Source organism: Saccharophagus degradans 2-40, from assembly GCF_000013665.1.
In the GTDB taxonomy this organism is placed as follows: Bacteria; Pseudomonadota; Gammaproteobacteria; order Pseudomonadales; family Cellvibrionaceae; genus Saccharophagus; species Saccharophagus degradans.
Window position 1 is genome coordinate 218,840 of record NC_007912.1, and the last position, 18,933, is coordinate 237,772.

At 46.1% G+C, this 18,933-nt stretch carries 10 protein-coding genes and 1 tRNA gene; 5 read left to right on the forward strand and 6 right to left on the reverse strand.

The features are described 5' to 3' along the window. Positions 1–43: 43 nt before the first annotated feature. The 3 genes from SDE_RS00915 to SDE_RS00925 form a co-directional block, all read right to left on the reverse strand. Entirely contained in the window at positions 44–2,686 is a 2,643-nt protein-coding gene (locus tag SDE_RS00915) for a tetratricopeptide repeat protein (protein WP_011466666.1), read from the reverse strand. Positions 2,687–3,439: 753 nt separating this feature from the next. Next, positions 3,440–4,606 carry a helix-turn-helix domain-containing protein gene (locus SDE_RS00920; protein ID WP_011466667.1) on the reverse strand — a complete coding sequence of 389 codons (1,167 nt, stop codon included), beginning with the start codon at positions 4,604–4,606 and terminating at the stop codon, positions 3,440–3,442. An 11-nt stretch (positions 4,607–4,617) separates the two neighbouring features. Continuing rightward, positions 4,618–5,754: a helix-turn-helix domain-containing protein gene (locus tag SDE_RS00925; RefSeq protein ID WP_011466668.1), complete on the reverse strand. Its 1,137-nt coding sequence runs from the start codon at positions 5,752–5,754 to the stop codon at positions 4,618–4,620. A gap of 1,045 nt (positions 5,755–6,799) precedes the next feature. Between SDE_RS00925 and SDE_RS23200 the strand changes: the two genes are divergently transcribed. Next, on the forward strand, positions 6,800–8,524 hold the full coding sequence (locus SDE_RS23200; RefSeq protein ID WP_011466669.1) for an endo-1,4-beta-xylanase: 1,725 nt from the start codon (positions 6,800–6,802) through the stop codon (positions 8,522–8,524). A gap of 46 nt (positions 8,525–8,570) precedes the next feature. Next, positions 8,571–11,372, forward strand: a complete 2,802-nt coding sequence (locus SDE_RS21030; protein WP_011466670.1) for a nucleoside hydrolase-like domain-containing protein — start codon at positions 8,571–8,573, stop codon at positions 11,370–11,372. Between the two features lie 1,113 nt (positions 11,373–12,485). Here SDE_RS21030 and SDE_RS00945 read toward each other — a convergent pair. Further along, positions 12,486–12,562, reverse strand: a tRNA-Arg gene (locus SDE_RS00945). Positions 12,563–12,977: 415 nt separating this feature from the next. Here SDE_RS00945 and SDE_RS00950 point away from each other — a divergent pair. After that, positions 12,978–13,382: a c-type cytochrome gene (locus tag SDE_RS00950; protein WP_011466671.1), complete on the forward strand. Its 405-nt coding sequence runs from the start codon at positions 12,978–12,980 to the stop codon at positions 13,380–13,382. A 75-nt stretch (positions 13,383–13,457) separates the two neighbouring features. Here the strand turns inward: SDE_RS00950 and rep are convergent, their stop codons facing one another. Next, entirely contained in the window at positions 13,458–15,476 is a 2,019-nt protein-coding gene (gene rep, locus SDE_RS00955) for a DNA helicase Rep (protein WP_011466672.1), read from the reverse strand. A 100-nt stretch (positions 15,477–15,576) separates the two neighbouring features. Continuing rightward, the gene (locus SDE_RS00960; protein WP_226986524.1) at positions 15,577–16,233 is read right to left on the reverse strand and encodes an ATP-binding protein; all 657 of its coding nucleotides are present in this window, start codon (positions 16,231–16,233) and stop codon (positions 15,577–15,579) included. A gap of 116 nt (positions 16,234–16,349) precedes the next feature. On the opposite strand from SDE_RS00960, the gene SDE_RS00965 reads away from it, so the two are divergent. Beyond that, positions 16,350–17,051 carry a TnsA endonuclease N-terminal domain-containing protein gene (locus SDE_RS00965; protein WP_011466674.1) on the forward strand — a complete coding sequence of 234 codons (702 nt, stop codon included), beginning with the start codon at positions 16,350–16,352 and terminating at the stop codon, positions 17,049–17,051. After that, entirely contained in the window at positions 17,009–18,931 is a 1,923-nt protein-coding gene (locus SDE_RS00970; protein WP_143710817.1) for a Mu transposase C-terminal domain-containing protein, read from the forward strand. Before SDE_RS00965 ends, SDE_RS00970 begins: the two co-directional genes overlap by 43 nt. The last annotated feature ends 2 nt before the right edge of the window (positions 18,932–18,933 follow it).

The window sequence follows — 18,933 nt, forward strand, 5'->3', positions numbered from 1 at the left end:
CTTGCGCGCTCGAACGGCATTGCTAATTCGAGCGCGTGTTTAGCTATTGATTAAAATGCAGCTTGGCGGTGTTGTAATGTGTGGTTATTTCTTGGTTGTCGGGCGCCAGCTCGGCTGCTTTTTTAAGAAGCTCTACTGCTTCGGCTTGGTTTAAATTGTATTTAATCCAGCCTGCGGTATCGAGTACAGCCGCGCTGTTAGGTGCCAGCGCAACGGCTTTGGTGGCCAGTTCATCTGCACGCTTTAGTTTATCGCTTTCGAAGTAAAACCACGCGGCATTGTTTAGAGCGCCCACATTACTGGGGTTTATTTCAATAATTTTTTCGTAGTGTTTCAGTGCTAATACAATATCACCACTTTGTTGCGCTTTATTGGCACGATAAAAATGCGGCTGAACCTGATTCGGGAAGGCGACCTCCCAAGATTGTAAAAAGTCTTCATCGAGGTCGGTGTTAGAAGCGAGTGCCGCTTTTTGAATAGCCAGTGCAATATCTTGGTTTGGCTCTCGTTTCCACTCACTTTTCAGTGAGCTTATTGCTTGGGCGTAATCGTTTTGTTTGATTAAGATATCTGCGCTAATCAAAGTGGAATATACATTTTCGTTCAGTTGGCGAAGTTTACTTGCTAAGGCTGCGGCTTCGGCAAGTTTGTCGTATTGAAGGTAGTAGGCCGCTGCTAGGCTTAGTAACTTGGTGTTGTTTGGATACTGAGCTTGAGCCTGTTCCAAATAAGCAACAGCCGCTTTTTGATCGTTGGCGTTTGCGGCATCGCGTACATGCAGCTTAATTAAATTAATATAAATTTCTTCTGCTACGGCACTCGCCTGCGAGCGCTGCTCTTTTAGCTCGGCAAGGTTAATAGTTTCGAATTTATTCTGCGCCTCAGCTGTTTTGTTTTGCTGGATTAAGTAATCGGTAGCAATTAATGCAGCGTTAGTTTTATCGCCGTTTTTACCAGTTAATGCCTCAAAGCGGGTAACCACATCGTTAGGTGATTCTGTGGCAGCTAAGCTTTTAAGTAGGCCACCATAAGGGGCTAGCTGTATTGGATTACTTGCTATTGCATTGGTAAACCCTTGCGTTGCTAGCTTCCAGTTCTGTTGATTCGCTGCAATAAGTGCTTGATATAAATTGGCGGTGTACGATTTGCTATCAATGCTTAGCGCTTTTTTAAACGATTCATTAGCAAGATCAATATTTTTATCTATTGATGCCACCAGCCCCTGAATAATCCAGTTGTGAGCATCTTTTTCATCTTTCTTTAATTGCGCTTGAGCGAATGCTTTGGCGTTATCTATTAGGCCATTAGCTAAGTAGCGCTTGGCGATGTGGTAGCGCAATGCAATGTTATCTGGCGCAATAGCTTGTGCCTTTTCGAGCTCGGCTGTGGCTTTGGCTATTTCTTTACCATTAAAGTAACCGTCAGCTAAAGTGGTGTGCATTCTATAATCTGGCTCACCTTGGCTCGCGGCCTGTTGCAGTGCTTCTATCCCTTTTTGGTACAGGTCTTGGGTGCGTGTGGCAGCTAAGCCATACAGTACAAGTAAGCGTTTGTTGTCTGGGTTGGCCTCTAAAGCTGTTTCAAGCATTTGCAGGGCTGAGTCAATTTGGTTTTGCTGAAGCTGAGCAAGTGCCGCCGCACCTGTAAATATCGGGGCAGCCGTTTCGGGGTCGATATTGTCAGCAAAGTATTCACTAGCTTTTTCAGAGTCACCTTTTTGCAGGTTTATTATGCCAAGTAACGCGGCTGATCTGCCTTGGTTGGGGTTATCCTGCTGTATCTGCATTAGAATTTTTTCTGCGGCCTCTAAGTCGCCCGATTGCAGGTTGGCAATAGCATTTGCCATTCTGTCTTGGGTTTCTTGCCAGTTGGGGTTCGCATTGGCTAGCGCGTTGCTGTAGGGGGCAGCGTCCGCGTACCGACCTTGATTGGTTAGGGTTTCAATAAGCAGCAATAAGGTAGAAGCACGGGCGGGTGTCATTATGTCTGAATCGGGTACGAAGCGAAGCGATTGCATAAGTAATTGTTCGGCTTCGTTATAGTCTTTACGTGCTGTAGCGGTTCTGGCTAGCACTACAAGCGCTTTGGGGGATTCACTGTGATGCTTTTTAAGCTCGATAATCGCCTGCTGTGCAGCAACAGGGTTTTGCTGAATGGATGCAATTTGCAAGGTAAGTAATAGCGCATTTAAATGCGTTGGGTCGGTGCTTAATACGGTACTTAGTAGCTCATTGGCTTGTTTGTAATTGTTTTGCCCGGCGAGGGCTTCGGCCAGTAAAACTTTTCCTTCGTTGTTAGGAAGTTCTTCGGAATTGAAGTTTTTCAGTGTTTTTTCAGCTGAAATATACTTGCCTAAATCAAGATAGGCACGTACGAGTAGTGCAGAAAGCTCAAAGCTTCTTGCACCGTAGCTTTCTATAAATTCTGCAGCCGTTTTGGGTTGCCCTATATCTAAGAAAATTTGCGCGTAGAGTTCCGCAGCGTCATCACTTGGCGACACTTTAAGGGCGTTGCGCGTTTCTAGTAGGGCGGCGCGATATTGGTGTTGGTTGTGGTAGCTTTGAGCGGAGATTAGGTGGCGAGCATTCGACTGGCTATTCGTTTCGTTAGTGTCGCAGCCACTCATGCCCAATGTGATCGTTATTATCAGGGGTAAGGATGTTAAAAAACGTGAAAGCTGTTTCATGCTCGAGTGTCCTCAAGGTGACCTACTGCATAGTAGGCTCTGAATATGTTAGTTATCTTAAGCGCCTTAGCGACTAGCGCGCTTAGGGTTTTGATCAGTCGCGATGCCGGCTTTATTCACAGATGATTTTGGCCTAGTTAAGCATGCGTACTCTGTTCATTAAGCATTCACCCAAAGTTGTACGAAAAGTGTCCTGTTGGCGGCTTATAAAGAGGGAGGGAAATAGCAGAAGAATCCCTCTTCTTAAATGCGTGATGCTCTGATTAGATCAGTAGAAAATGCAAGTTGTGAGTATCTCATGAGCCGTAGAATAGTAAAAGGGGCTGTCGATATTGACGCCAGTGAGGGCGTATAAGGATCGTTTACTCTATTGGCTCCCCGTGATGTAATTTTTGTTCATGGCGTAGCCGGCGTAACTGGCCAGGGCCTTGGACCCAAAGCAGCTTAGAGTGGCCGTCATTCCGCCTGACAGGCACTAGCAGAGAGTTTAAGCGAGAGATGTATTTTGGGTGTTTTTTATTCGCGCTATTTAGACGGTGTTGAACGCTTACCCGTCTTTAACATATTGGTCTTGAAGCCAGAGGAGCCGCTATCTATTTGCATAGTTGCATGGTGGTGTCCTCGGTTACCTCTTTAATCAAGAGCGTCGCGCTATTTAGCTAATCTATTGCTGTGAATCTATTCAACATCGTTTTAATATAATGCAAAAATTACCAAGAGGTTGAAGAGGGCTGGTTAGAGTGACATCCCCGCTTATCTTGTCAACGCCTCTGTTTGGATGGTCTTAAATTTATTGGGGCTGCAACCATATTCATCCTTGAATAGTTTGTAAAAGTGAGCAACACTTTTGAAGCCTAGCTTATAGACTAATTCTGTCACTTGAATGTCTCCTTCGCACTGGAGGATGCGGGCGGCTTCTACCATTCGAAGCTTGGTTACGTAGGCATTAAATGTTAAGCCTAGTTCAGCACGCATAAGCCTATTTATGGTATTGCGATCTATACCAGTTTTAGCAGACGTGTACTCTAGGCTAATCTCTGGGATATTGTAAGCAGTTGCTATAAATCGCAGTAAAATAGTCAGTTGCGAGTTTTCTTTTAGCGGTTCGATCGATATATCTTTAAATGCTAACAGGGGCAGGCTCTGCTTCATTCTCTTGCGCACGTCTTTTGTTAATGCTTTGGTGTAGGCTCTTAACATAACGGTAATGGCCGAGAACCAAAGTATTACTGTTACAAACAATGCCAACCAAAACCAACGAGTATCCTGCCCGTACAAAGTGAGCCTGTGTACACTTACTTGTGCAGGTGTATTTATTGGACCTTGTTTGGACGCGCCGATAGAAAATGCCAGCACCTGCTCCAATTGGTAGCTCTGTTCTGAATTATTAAGCGCAAATTGGTTCAGCCACCAAGCGGGTACGTTGAGATGGTGTAGATCGACTTCAATTTCGGTCCATTGTTCACCGCAGTGGCCAAAACTCTCAGATATGCGAAAGCTAGATAAATTAGACACCTGTGTAACCTTTGGATCAAAAGTGTGGAGGTGCAGCGATAAGATGTTTTCTGGATTGCACTTTAATTTATACGCAGCTTTTGAATAGCGGCGCAGGTCAACGTAGTGCGCTGCATTATTCAGAAGGTCGAAGGCAATAAATACTGTGGCATGGGGGTATGTTATTTTGTCGGTGAGTACGTATGTGTAGTTAATGGTTTGTTCGGAATCGTTAATTTGAATGGAAGAACTTCCTCCTTTTTCAATATCAGTAAGTGCATGAAAGTGCCAAGGAATTGTACTCGAATCTGCGGGAAGCAGCTCGTGAACCAATTCCATTTTGCTATTGCACAGCCACACCCATGCTGCAGTTAACAGAACCAACGCAAAAAACGATAAAGCAGTACTTTTATAAAAGTTTAGCATGTTGATGCCCGTTATCTATCTTTTGATATCGATTCGAATTTTTTAGGGGTACAGCCAAACTCATTTTTAAATAGCCTATTGAAATAGGAAATGTTATTAAAGCCTACAGAAAATGCGATTTCGGATATATTTCTGTTTTCCCGATTGGAAATTAGTTTTGATGCCTCTGCCAAGCGCAATTTATTCAGATAAGCTGTAAACGTAAGTCCCAACTCTTCTTTTAATAAATTATTTATTTTTGTTCGATTAAGACCGAGGTTTTTAACCGTATATTCCAGGCTCATTTCCGGGTTGGTAAATTCTAAACCCATGAATCGTAACAACTCTGTTTTTTCTCTATCTCGGTGGGGTTCCAGTGATAGTTGTTGATAGGCGATGAACGGTTTATTTTCCGCGATATTCATTTTCACTGTCGATACCAAACACCGACTATAACGCTTTAACCAATAAATTAAAAAAATTAGCCAAGTTACAGTTAATAACCCAATAGCTAACCAAATGTATCGCCAATCCTGATAGTGCAATGTTAAATTTTCGATATGTGTGTGCAAGGGAATTCCTAGTGGCCCTCGATGGTCGTTATCGAACGATAGAGCTCGTGTTTTGTCCAACCTATAATGTGTATCGGATACTGGTATATTATTTTGTTTTAACCACCAGACTGGTACATTTAAATACTTTAAATCAATGATGTGCTGATTTTTAGTTGCTTCACAAGTAAAATCTTTTTCGGCAAAGCGGTAGCTATAGAAGTCATCGTCTTTCGTAATATGGGCATCAAAGCTGTGTATGTGAAATGTCATAACATTGTATTTATCACACTGAGAGGTAAAAGAAACAGCCGTGTAGCGACTAAGGTCTTCTAGTTTTTCGAAGGTAAGGCGAGCGCCTGCGAAAGGGAATTTTACGGCAGTATTTACTTGATAGCGATAGTAAATAGAGCGACTGTCGCCCAGAAACGTCACTGTGGATTTTCCGCCAAGCAGTTGATCTGAAAAAGCCCTAAGCGACCATGCATAGGGACTTTTTTCTTTTGGTAGCAGCGGTATGCTTACCTCCATAAAATGATAGGCAAGAAAAATAACAGCAAAACTTAGCAGTAATTTTACGAAAAAATAAGCCGTGATTTGTTTGTAAAAATTCAACATTGAGATCTAAACCAGTCGGCGTCAGAGCATTATCAAGCCACAAATTAACCGTGTCATGTGCAGAGGGATACAGGGCCCAGCTTTATTATTATCGACTTTAACGATTGGAAGCTTACCGAATATTATTCGCCCTTGCTAGCGGTTAGATTTGTTTTTATATGTGTCACATTAGAAGTGCTTTTAGGTTGTGAATTATGAGTCAATCAAGCAGTCATTTCTGCTTGATTGACTGCGAAAAGCGTTTATTAACTCAAGCCTTACTAAGTAACTGAAATTCTATTTGTCTTTTCGCCTGTTTACTGTGCTCATTGTTACGCTGGCGCATAAATGGTAATTGCCAAAGCTATAAACCTTTTGCATGCCAAGACACGATTCTAAGTCTTGGCTGTAGTGTATTGCTTTCGTCTTAAGGTGTCGTGTGGTAAGCGGTGAAAGTGTGAAAGCCATAATAAAAAATGCGCATGAAAAAATTGTGACGCTTGCCCTTGCGTTTACGGGAAAGTCGAGATTAATAAGCCGGCATGCGGGTGAAGATGTTGAATTAAAGCATAGAGTGCAAGGAAAGCTGAAAAATTAATGCATGGTTTTACATGTGTATTTATGTCATCCGATATTTTAATAAGCGTTATTAGTGCAAGTATTACATTGTGTTTTAGCGCGCCGCCCTCTTTTTGATTATTGTGTTTTGGATGATGCTAGCCGTTTGATGAACTTTATTTTATCAAACAGAGATTTTCGCATGATGGATGGCGCGATAAACATCTTGAACTTGTATAAAACGCAAGATTTATTATTTTTTCTGCATCGACGAGTAATTATCTCCAATATTGTTATTCCCACAATACCGTGCTCCTAAACTTGGCTTGCAAGACTGATGGCACAAATCGCTAAATAGTAATAAGAATCCGCGGCAAGTGTTTTCAGGAGTGCGCATTTCTTTCGTACTAAATCCTATCCCTTGGTTAAGTTTCACATGTGATTCTTAATTTGTGTGGCCTAGGTCAATAAAAAATCAATAACAATTTTTTTGTCCGGAGCTTAAGTTATGAAGAAGTTAATTAAGCCTACGCTATCGTGGGTTGCAGGAGTTGCTTTGTCGCTGGGTATTGCCCAGGGAGCTGGTGCTCAAAATGTGCAGTTTGTTGGTAATATCACTACCAATGGTAGTGTGCGCAACGACTTCATGGACTACTGGGATCAGATTACCCCAGAGAATGAAGGCAAGTGGGGCTCGGTGGAGCGCAGTCGCGACAACTATTCATGGAGCGGCCAAGATGCCGCCTACAATTTTGCCCGTGCCAACGGCATCCCATTTAAAGCACATACTTTAGTATGGGGCAGTCAATATCCCAGCTGGATAAACAATTTAAGTAACGCGGAAAAAGCCGCTGAGATTGAAGAGTGGATTCGCGATTACTGTAACCGTTACCCAGCCACCGATATTATCGATGTTGTCAATGAAGCAACGCCGGGCCACGCGCCAGCAAATTATGCTCGCGATGCATTTGGCGACAACTGGATAATCAAGTCCTTCCAGCTGGCACGTCAGTACTGCCCCAATGCCACGTTAGTGTTGAACGACTACAACGTACTTATTTGGAACACCAATGATTTTATAGCGATGGCCCAGCCGGTAATTAACGCCGGAGTAGTAGATGCTTTGGGTTTGCAGGCCCACGGTCTGGAGAGCCTTTCTGCGTCGCAATTAAAATCGACTCTGGATCGTATCGCCAATTTGGGTTTGCCAATTTATATCTCTGAATACGATGTTCGCAGCACCAATGATCAGGAGCAGCTGCGTATTATGCGTGATCAATTCCCTGTATTTTACAACCACCCAAGTGTACGTGGCATAACTTTGTGGGGTTATATGGTGGGGGCCACCTGGCGAGAAGGCACAGGTTTGATTCGTGCTGATGGCTCCCATCGTCCAGCGATGACCTGGTTGATGAACTATCTGGAGAACAATCGTGGCGGCTCAACCTCTTCAAGTAGTTCATCCTCCTCTAGCAGTTCGTCTTCCAGTAGTTCTTCTTCGGGAAGTTCCTCTGGTGGCCCAAGTAGTTTGACGGTAGAGCTAGAATCTTTGTCGGATAGCAGTAACTTTTCGCCATTCTCGGTACAGAGTGACAGCAGCGCAGCGGGCGGCCAGTACGTGGTATGGCCTAACAACGGCAATCAGATTGTAAGCTCACCCTCCGATAGCGCCAGCGGGCAAATTCAGGTGCACTTTACCCTGTCGCAATCGGCGGATGTGCAATTTCAGATTCGTGCAGACCTAGCTAACGGCAATGACGACTCTTTTTATTACAAGCTGGACTCAGGCTCTTGGAATACTCAGAACAACGCTTCCACGTCTGGTTGGGGCACCTTAACCCCAGCAACTTTCTCTAATGTATCCACAGGATCCCATACCTTACACATTCTCCGCAGAGAAGATGGGGCGAAACTCGATAAGGTAACTCTGAATGCTTCAGTTGGTCAGGTTTCCGCTAGTACAGGCAGTAGCTCCAGCTCTTCCAGCAGCTCCAGTTCATCCAGCAGTTCTAGTTCTTCAAGCAGCAGCGGCGCGGCAGTCGCAAGTTGTGACGGTGTTAATGAATACCCCAGCTGGACAGCAAAAGATTGGTCTGGGGGTGACTATAACCACGCCAATAGCGGTGACTACATGAGCTATCAGGGTGTTCTATATCGAGCAAACTGGTACACCGCAACTGTTCCTGGAAGTGATTCTTCCTGGACTCGAGTTGGCGATTGCAATTTTGTGTAAACCACTTCCATTTCTTCAAACCATCCATTTAAATTAAGGAGGGCTTATGTATCCCTTGCCATTTAATTCAAAGATAGTTATTTCGCTTGGTGCAATGACGCTCGCGCTGGCGACGCAGCAAGCTCAGGCGCTTAGTTGTACGGTTTCGGCCGACAGCTGGAATAGCGGTTATACGGCCAATGTAACAGTTGTCAACGATAGTAGTTACAGTATTAATAGTTGGGACGTTACGCTTGGTTTTAATCAGCCGCCAAGCGTGAGCGCCGGTTGGAATGCGAATGTGTCTACTGTTGGCACCACAGTCATGGCCAGCAACGTGGGTTACAATGGAAACTTGTCGCCCGGGCAGTCTACATCCTTTGGTTTTCAGGGGGCTCACAACGGCAATTTTGAATTGCCTTCTTGCGCTGGAGGTATGACTTCATCATCCTCTTCTAGTTCTTCTAGTTCTTCTAGTTCTTCTAGTTCTTCTAGTTCTTCTAGTTCTTCTAGTTCTTCTAGTTCTTCTAGTTCTTCTAGTTCTTCTAGTTCTTCTAATTCTTCTAGCTCGAGCAGCAGCTCGTCGAGTTCTAGTACCAGCTCTTCTTCCGGCAGCGGGGGCGCTAATACAGTGACTATTGAGCTAGAGAATTTGAGCGGCCAGAATGGCTTTTCACCATTTAGCGTGCAGAATGACAGTAGTGCCAGTGGCGGCCAGTACATCGTTTGGCCCAATAATGGTGACCAACTGCTAAGCGGAGCCTCCGATGGCCAATCTGGTACTTTGGCAGTGTCGTTTGAATTGTCGCAAACGGCAAATGTGTCCTTCGATATAAGAGCGAGCTTGGCAAATGGCAATGATGATTCGTTTTATTACAAACTTGACTCTGGTGTTTGGAGTACCCAGAACAACACTTCTACCAGCGGTTTTGAAACTCTCTCGCCAACTACCTTTAACGGAGTGTCTGCTGGTGTTCATACTCTTTATATTCAGCGCCGAGAAGATGGAGCTAAGCTCGATAGTCTGAGCCTGACTGCCTCTGTGGGCAATATTATCAGCAGCCATGCTAATAGCAGTTCTAGTTCTTCTTCCAGCGGCTCAAGTTCGTCTAGCTCTTCTTCCAGTTCAAGTGGTGGTAATGAGCTAGTAATTGCTATAAACGCTGGGGGCGGTGCCACATCTCTAGATGGTGTGAATTTTGTAGCTGATGTTCATTCATTGGGCGGCTCCACCGGTTCCACCACCGACAGCATCGCAGGCGCTACTAGCAGTACTTTGTATCAAACAGAGCGCTACGGCAGCTACAGCTACGCTGTTCCCGTAACTAATGCCACTTATTCGTTAAAGCTGCATTTTGCTGAGATTTACCATACTGAAGCGGGGGCCCGCTCGTTTAATCTTGCTGTGGAAGGTCAACAGGAGATGGCTAGTGTAGATCTGTATTCACTGTCAGGGCACGATGGTGCTTATACCTACGAGGTGAATGATTTCCCGGTGGATGATGGCGAGGTTACGATTTCGCTTGAATCACTTACCGATAACGGCACGCTTAGTGGTTTCGAGCTTTCCTCCTCTGACGGTGGTGAATATGTGGAACCAACACCTATACCTACGCCAGAGCCGGGTGAAGGCGGTCGTTACCGAGTGATTCACACCACGGATATGGGGGCAGACCCAGACGATGAGCAGTCGTTGGTTCGCCAGTTGGTAATGGCCAACGAGTATGACCTAGAGGGCATTATTACGACAACAGGTTGTTGGAAAAAATCCACCAGTAACACGGCCTATGTTGACAGGATCCTCAACGCCTACAGCCAGGCATATCCCAATTTGAGCAAGCATGCGGAAGGATTCCCAACTCCGGCGTATCTGGATTCCATTAATGTGATGGGGCAGCGTGGCTACGGTATGGGTGATGTCGGCTCTGGCAAAGACTCTGCCGGGTCCAACCTGATTATTGCTGCAGTGGATAAAGATGATCCACGTCCTGTATGGGCAACTTGTTGGGGTGGATGTAATACTATTGCTCAGGCAGTGTGGAAAGTGCAAAACACGCGCTCGCAAGCGCAATTGGATGCTTTTATCAGCAAGTTACGTGTATACGATATTCTCGGGCAAGACAATGCGGGCACTTGGCTGGCTAAAAACTTTCCAAACCTTATCTACATTCGCGCGCGATCTGTTTACAGCTGGCAACCCTCTGATAGTTATCTGGATAATCACATTCAGAGTCACGGTGCACTGGGTGCTGTATACCCAAATCGTCGATATGCAACAGAGGGGGATACACCAGCATTTCTGCATATGGCTAATCCGGGATTGAACGACCCATCAGTGGTTTCCATGGGGGGCTGGGGTGGGCGTTTCCCTAGCAAACAAGCTGGTGTACGTGGTATGTCGTGCATGAGTGGTGAAGATGCCGTCTACGATACCTACTACATGTATACTGAGAATGGCGAATCCATTAAGCGGTGGAGCACTGCAATTCACAACGACTTTCAGGCACGTATGGATTGGGCCATTGAGAGTAACTATTCTGCAGCGAACCACCACCCAGTACCCGTTGTTAATAATGATGCTAACGAGGCAGTAATGTATCTCAATGCGTCTGCGGGTTCGACAGTTTCGCTGGATGCTAGCGGCTCGAGTGACCCGGATGGAGATAGCCTTAATTATTCGTGGTCTCACTACGGCGAAGCGGATTCTTACAGTGGTTCCGTGAGCATTAGTAATAGTAGTTCAGCCAGCGCCAATGTTCAGATTCCGTCGAATGCTGGTGGGAAGGATATCCACATTTTGCTAACCCTGCGTGATAACGGTTCCCCTAACCTCTATGCCTACCGCCGCGTGGTTATTAACGTGCAATAAAAGGTTCATCAATTAAATAACTACGTGTGTATTCTCGTGCTTAGCGGTAGGGCTAAAAACCCTACCGCTTTTTGTGGGAGTCCTAGGTGTGATCAAGCAGCTAGAGTGTCAAAAATCACCAAGCATATCTTGCTCAATTCTCTGTCTTCGCAGAAAAGGGAAGTCGCTTGCCCAAGCCGAATTGTTTCGCTACTCCTGAAGCTCCAGTATTTCTAACTTTTTCTCATCAAGCTCACTTGGTCTTAACTTTTCACCCTCGCGCACGGAACGGTGCCAAATCCGCTGGTGTGCTTTTGGCGCAAAAAATTTAATCTGAGGTTCCTAATCCAAGTTTTGCTTAATTGGTTATCCAAACAAAAAGGCTAACTGGAACGAAGCTGTGTATTTCAAATAAATTCAAGAAATAAAAAATGGGAAGAAAAAGAAAGGCAAGCCAGATTAAGTTCGTTAGAAAGGCAGCGATTTCTATTTGGAGTTGAAGGGAAGTTTAAAGGAAAAGTAGAAGAGAAGCTGCAGGTAAGTATTGGCCGCTGGGCAGGGGAGCTTTCAGAGATTTCGAGTGTATGATCTGAAGTTTTACTAGGCTAGGGTAATTACACTCTTTCAAACGAAGCAACTTCTGGCACACTCTAGCGCTAATGTTACCAAGAAGCATTGCCAGCAGGGAATTGAGGAGATCGATCCTCTAGTCTGCTAGGTTTTTCGGAAAACCCGGCTTATTTCGGAAAGCCATCAGGGGGCAACAGCCCCCAAGTCTTTGATCTCAGTGCCTTTTCAGCACATCGAAAATGGCGCACCCGGAGAGATTAACTGGTGCACATCCATGTGCACCACCCTGCGGGCGCCTTTGGCGGTTCAAAATGCTCCAGGCATTTTGTCGAACTGTGGGAGTTCTCACTCGCCGGATGGCACATACAAAAAAGCCCCGTCTAAAGACGAGGCTGTTTTATATGGCGCACCCGGAGAGATTAACTGGTGCACATCCATGTGCACCACCCTGCGGGCGCCTTTGGCGGTTCAAAATGCTCCAGGCATTTTGTCGAACTGCGGGAGTTCTCACTCGCCGGGTGGCACATACAAAAAAGCCCCGTCTTTAGACGAGGCTGTTTTATATGGCGCACCCGGAGAGATTCGAACTCCCGACCAAGTGGTTCGAAGCCACCTACTCTATCCAGCTGAGCTACGGGTGCGGAAAGAGGTTTTTTAAACTAAATCTATTTATCTCATAGATGCCAGCGCTACGCACTGGTACCTACTCCCTCACTGCGTGAGGCCCGGCCACCAATCGTAGATTGGCGGCGTTCGGTTCGCACAAAGCGGTGCTTTGTACCCGCTCACCTCACCCAGCTGAGCTATTAGTTAGCAATTAAGGGTGCGGAAAGAGGTTTTCGTTTTTGATTACATTTAATTCATCTACCTAGCGGTAGTATGCGTATTAAAGTAATACTCGGGGCCGGCCCGTTGAAGCTGCGCATAATACGCGGGTCTTGAGCGTTCGTCTACGTTTGAGCAAGGTATTCGGTTGGGATAACTGACAAGGCAGTGTGTTTGTGGCTATAATCCGGCTACTTAATTTTTGGCTGTTATTGATAACAGGATGATTCGATGAAAAGTTTATTGAAGTTGGTAGTTGTTGCTGCGGTTGGTGTATCTGCATTGGCGTTTGCGGGTACAGATTCTATTGAAGAGCGCATCAAGCCTGTTGGCGAGTTGTGTATGGCTGGTGATGAGTGTGCCGCAGCGGCTGCAGCGCCGGTTTCTGAAGGCCCACGCTCTGGCGATGCGGTGTATAAAGCTAAATGTGCAACCTGTCATGCGACTGGCGCGGCAAACGCGCCTAAGCTAGGTGATGCAGCAGCTTGGGCGCCACGTATAGCAAAAGGCATGGAAACGTTACACACCCACGCTATTAGCGGTTTTAACGGCATGCCAGCAAAAGGCTTGTGTTTCGATTGCTCCGACGACGAAATCAAAGCCGCTGTTGATTATATGGTTGAAGAGTCGAAATAAGGGCTAGCCTAGCAGTGGGCAGTTTTCAGCTTACAGCAGCTGTTAACTGTCCACTTTCTCTCTGTAAACTATCCCCTAATCAAACATCCCCTTCAAAGAGCTCAGTGTCTCTTTGCCTTTCTTTTCTATTTGTTCTGGTGTGGCTTCGCTAAAGCCTTCTCTTTCTACGTCTTCCGGTGGTAGTTCGTCTAAAAAGCGGCTGGGGGTGGTGGTTTGTTTTTCGCCGAATTGTTTGCGGGTACCGGCGAGTGTCATGGTGAGTGTGCGTTGGGCGCGGGTAATGCCTACGTAGGCTAGGCGGCGCTCTTCTTCTATGTTGTCTTCTTCTATGCTGTTTCTGTGGGGCAGAATTTCTTCTTCTAGGCCCAATAAGAATACGTGGGGGAATTCCAAGCCCTTTGAGGCGTGCAGGGTCATTAGTTGAACACGATCGGTTTCGTCTTCTTCTTCCTGTCTTTCCAGCATATCCTGCAGCAATAATTTGGATATGGCGGTGTTGATGCGCTCTTCTCCGTCAGCGTCTTCGTTTTCGTCACGTTCGAGGCTGTTTTTAATACTTTCGACGAGAATGTTCACGTTTTCGAAGCGTTTCTCTGCAACTTTTGGCGAGCTAGCGTTTTGGTGCAGCCAGCCCTCGTAATCTATATCGTCTATCATTTCGCGAATAGCCTGCACTGGGTCGCCGTTGTGGCAGTTGCTGCGCACGCTATTTAACCAGCCCGAAAACTTGCGAATACGCTCTAAGCCCTGCTTGGGGATGAGCGCCTGCAACCCCATTTCGTCGCACGCTGCCCACAGGCTAATGTCGCGCTCGGTAGAGTAGCGGCCCAAGGCTTCGAGTGTGCCGGTGCCTATTTGCCGGCGTGGGGTGTTCACTACGCGTAAAAAAGCGTTGTCGTCGGCTGGGTTGGCGATTAGTCGCAGGTAACCCATTATGTCTTTAATCTCTGCGCGGGCAAAAAAACTGGTGCCGCCGCTTATGTTGTAGGGTATTTGGTGGTGTTGAAGTTTTAGCTCCATCAAGCGCGCCTGATGGTTGCCGCGGTAAAGTACGGCGAAGTCTTTAAACTTGCATTGGCGACGCAGCCTTTGGGTAAGTATTTCGGTGGCAACGCGCTCGGCTTCGGCATCCTCAGTGGGGCACTTTATTACACGAATTGTTTCGCCCATGCCCAGGTCACTCCACAGGGTTTTGTCGAATTCGTGTGGGTTGTTGGCAATAAGCACGTTTGCAGCCTTTAGAATGCGCGCCGTGGAGCGGTAGTTTTGCTCGAGCTTAATTACATGCAAGCTGGGGAAATCCACCTTCAGTAGCGACATATTTTCTGGTCGTGCGCCGCGCCAAGCGTAGATGGACTGATCGTCGTCGCCCACCACGGTAAGTGTGCCTCTATCGCCAATAAGTTGCTGTACCACCTTGTACTGGCTGGAGTTGGTATCTTGATACTCGTCTACCAGCAGGTAGCGAATGCGCTGCTGCCAGCGGTTTAGCACCTCGGGGTGCTCCGAAAAAAGCTTAGAAGGTAAGCGGATAAGATCGTCAAAATCGACGGCGTTGTAGGCTTTTAGGGCCTTGTTGTAGCGTTCAAAAACCAGCGCCCAAGTTTGCTCGCCCTCGCTTTGCGCTTTAGAGAGCGCTTCGTCGGGTTCGATAAGGCCGTTTTTCCAGTTGGATATTTGGCTTTGTACCAAGTCGATCATATCGGTGTTGGTATCGCCGTCTTTTAGCATTATTTCTTTAATAAGGCCGCGAGCGTCTTCTTGGTCGAAAATGGTAAAACCCGACTTAAACCCCAAGGTTTTGTGTTCGCGGCGAATAATATTCAAGCCCAAATTGTGGAAGGTAGAAACCGTTAAGCCGCGAGCAGCGCTGCCTTTTACCAGTTTGGTTACCCGCTCTTTCATCTCTCGTGCCGCCTTATTGGTAAAGGTTACGGCGGCTATATGGCGCGCTGGAATACCGCATTCCTGAATCATATAGGCAATTTTGCGGGTAATAACGCTGGTTTTACCGGAGCCGGCGCCAGCAAGCACAAGGCTTGGGCCATCAATATAGTGAACGGCTTCTTTTTGTCTGGGGTTTAGGGTGGTCACGGGTACAACTTGGGTGGATTACTGAGGGCGCAAGTCTAGCTTGATTGGCGCCCCCTAGAAAGGGGGGCTGCGCTTAGATGTGAGATTAGCGGCTAAGCGGCTAACTCAGTGTGCGATAACCCAGTGCTTCGCTTAAGTGAGTCATATTTATTTGCTCTTCGCCCACCATATCGGCAATGGTGCGTGCAATACGCAAGGTACGATCGTAGGCACGGGCAGATAAATTTAGCTTTTGCATGGCTTGCGCCAGTAAGTGACGCTCGGCATCCCCTAGTTCACAGCGTTGTTTTAGTTCTTTACCGCTAAGTTCGCTATTAGGTTTGGCTTGCCGCTGCAATTGGCGGTTGCGACTCTCGCGCACGCGGGCGCGTATTGCCGCGCTGGGTTCACCATCGGGTTTGCTTTGCAGCTCCTCAATGGGCATTGCGCGCACGGGCACATGCAAGTCAATGCGGTCTAGCAGCGGCCCGGATATTTTATTGGTGTAGCGCTCAACCTGTGGTGGGGTGCAGCGGCAGCGATTGGTACCGTCGTTGTGATAACCGCAGGGGCAGGGGTTCATCGCCGCTACCAATAAGAAATCTGCAGGGTAGGTAACCTGAGCGTTGGCGCGCGAAATACAAATATGCCTGCTTTCTAGTGGCTCGCGCAGCACTTCTAGCACTTGGCGGGGGAATTCTGGCAGTTCATCCATAAATAACACACCCCTGTGGGCCAGTGAAATCTCCCCTGGTTTGGGGTGGCTGCCGCTGTCAATTCCAGCTAATTACACTTTTCTGCACTTTTAAATATCAAGGACTTGCACGAGATGTTACATTTAATATAGCTCATAATTACATCTTATTACACGACTGAATTGAGAGATTACAGCTAATGTCACGACTGACTTCTAAAGGTGGTGCTAGGTCAATCCCTAAAAATAACCGAAGCATCACGGGGCGCGTGTCTTTCCGGGGTGCTGAGGAGTCCCAACCCTTTGAATCTTCTCTAGAAAGAGATCTTTTGCAGGTAGTTAGCTTTGATAGAGCGGTGACAAAGGCGGTATCTCAGCCTGTGGAAATCGCATTTGACGGACACAGGCGCTATTTTCCTGACCTTTTGGTGGAGTATGAGAGCTTCAAACCTGTGCTATTTGAGGTGAAATATCGAAAAGATCTTATGGAAAACTGGCGCGAACTGAAACCCAAGTTTAAAGCGGCTATTTCCTTCGCCAGTGAGCGAGGCATGATTTTTAGGGTAATCACTGAAAAGGAAATACGCGGTAATTCTCTGGTTGAGAATGTTCGTTTCTTGAGAGGGTTTATGGACATTCCTGTGGAGCTCGGTGTGAAGAAATCCATAGTTGAAACTTTGAGGGTGTTAGGTCCTTGCGCGACCCCGAAAATCTTACTTGAAGCCGCTTTCGACTCAGATGAATGGCGTTTGAAGGGGCTTAGATGCTTATGGTTCCTGATCGCGAATCAGCAAGTGAAAACAGATTTGTTTAAGAAGCTATCGATGACCAGTTCAATCTGGATAAACGAGAGGAGCACATGTCAAATTCCGCTTTCTTACAGATTAAGACTGGCTCGATAGTTGAGTCGGGTAAATCTAAATACAAAATAACTCATATTCTCGGTGTGGATACGGTCCTAGGTGAGAATTTGAACGATAAAACGGTCAAAAAGCTTCGCATTGATCGGTTACGTCGCTTGACTGAAGCTGAATCTGGTGAGGCGCTCATTGAAACGGTGGATATCAACGAGTTTTCAGATGATGAATGGAAAGTCGCTCAGTTTCGATTCGAATGTATCCGGCCTCTATTAGATGATCCTTTTCGAACACGGAAGAAAGCCGAGAGTGTTGCAGAGGAAGCAGGAGTACATGTGGCTACTTTATATAGTTGGCTGCGTGCGTATCAAAATGATGGCCATTTATCGTCTTTGATTCCTCAGGCTAGAGGTCGCAAGGAAGGCAAGACGCTCATAGATCCAGTTCTTGAGGAAATTATCGCATCTGCGATTGATGAATTTTACTTAAGTAAACAGCGATACACGCCGGCTGATGTTATTGAAGAGGTTAAGGTAATGTGCCGTATTGCGGGCGTAAAGCCTCCGCATGCAAATACAGTACGTGCCCGTATTAAAAAAATCAGCGAAAAAGAAGTATTAAAGCGTAGGGGGCGCCGCGATAAAGCAAGAGACCTATTTGATCCGATTAAAGGCCCATTTCCAGGCGATGACTTTCCTTTGGCGGTTGTACAAATTGATCATACTCAAGCAAATGTCATTGTGGTTGATGAAAAAACTCGAGAAGAGCTGGGGCGCCCTTGGCTAACTTTGTCGATTGACGTCTGGAGTCGAGCAATATTAGGCGTTTATGTCAGTATGGATGCTCCTAGTGCTACGGCTGCTGGCATCTGCATAGCGCGATCGACGCTACCAAAAACGGAGTACCTCGCCAACCTCGATGTTCCCGGAGAGTGGCCTATGTGCGGGAAAATGAGAGCGATTCATGTAGACAACGCGAGAGAGTTCCGCGGAGAAATGCTAAGGAAAAGCTGCCAGCAATACGACATGGATTTGACCCTTCGTCCCGTCAAAACTCCCCACTATGGGGCTCATATCGAACGGTATATGGGGGTTGCCTCACGGTTATTGCATAAATTGCCTGGTACTACTTTTTCTAAGCCTGAAGATCGTAAAGGATATAATTCGGGAAAGGAGGCTGTGATGACTCTACACGAGGTGGAGCAGCACCTTGTGGATTTTATCGTTAACGTATACCACCAAAGGATACATAGTTCAATCAATGTTACACCCAAAAGAATGTGGGAGCTTGGTGTTTTGGGTGATGATGATCGGCCTGGAGTAGGTTTACCGGATATTCCTGCAGATCCAGATCGCTTTGTCTTGGATTTTTTACCGTACGAAACACGGAGTGTTCAAAATTATGGAATACAAATAGATTGTATTAACTATTATCACGAAGTGCTTAATAGGTGGATAAACTCGAAAGATCCTAATGACGATCGCAGGAAAAGAAAATTTACTGTGAGACGTGACCCAAGGGATATTTCAAAAATATTTTTCTTTGATCCTGACATTAAATCTTACTACGTCATTCCCTACAGAAACACGTCCTTTCCTCCAGTCAGCATTTGGGAGCTGAGAGAGGCAAGAAGAAAACTTATCGAAGATGGCGTTAAACATGTAGATGAAGATTTAATATTTAATGCGTTAATTAGAATGAAAGATCGAGTTGATGAAGCAAAAAAGAAAACTAAGCTGACTAAGTTAAAAGCGCATAGAAATGAAAGGGCAAAAAAACTTTCTAAAGTGACTTCCCCATCTGAAATAATTAGTGTGGCCCTCCCTAAGCCTAATGACGAAAAATTTTTTGTTCAAGATCAAGAAGAGTCTGAAGACATATTCTCGATGCGTGAAGAATTTTTCTCCGATATAAGAAGGAAATAAAG

Bases quoted from the DNA above. Each gene is read 5' to 3' on its own strand.
- SDE_RS21030 (WP_011466670.1), top strand. From the start codon at position 8,571: ATGTATCCCTTGCCATTTAATTCAAAGATAGTTATTTCGCTTGGTGCA.
- SDE_RS00970 (WP_143710817.1), top strand. From the start codon at position 17,009: ATGTCAAATTCCGCTTTCTTACAGATTAAGACTGGCTCGATAGTTGAG.
- SDE_RS00915 (WP_011466666.1), bottom strand. From the start codon at position 2,686: ATGAAACAGCTTTCACGTTTTTTAACATCCTTACCCCTGATAATAACG.
- SDE_RS00925 (WP_011466668.1), bottom strand. From the start codon at position 5,754: ATGTTGAATTTTTACAAACAAATCACGGCTTATTTTTTCGTAAAATTA.
- SDE_RS00965 (WP_011466674.1), top strand. From the start codon at position 16,350: ATGTCACGACTGACTTCTAAAGGTGGTGCTAGGTCAATCCCTAAAAAT.
- SDE_RS23200 (WP_011466669.1), top strand. From the start codon at position 6,800: ATGAAGAAGTTAATTAAGCCTACGCTATCGTGGGTTGCAGGAGTTGCT.
- SDE_RS00920 (WP_011466667.1), bottom strand. From the start codon at position 4,606: ATGCTAAACTTTTATAAAAGTACTGCTTTATCGTTTTTTGCGTTGGTT.
- SDE_RS00950 (WP_011466671.1), top strand. From the start codon at position 12,978: ATGAAAAGTTTATTGAAGTTGGTAGTTGTTGCTGCGGTTGGTGTATCT.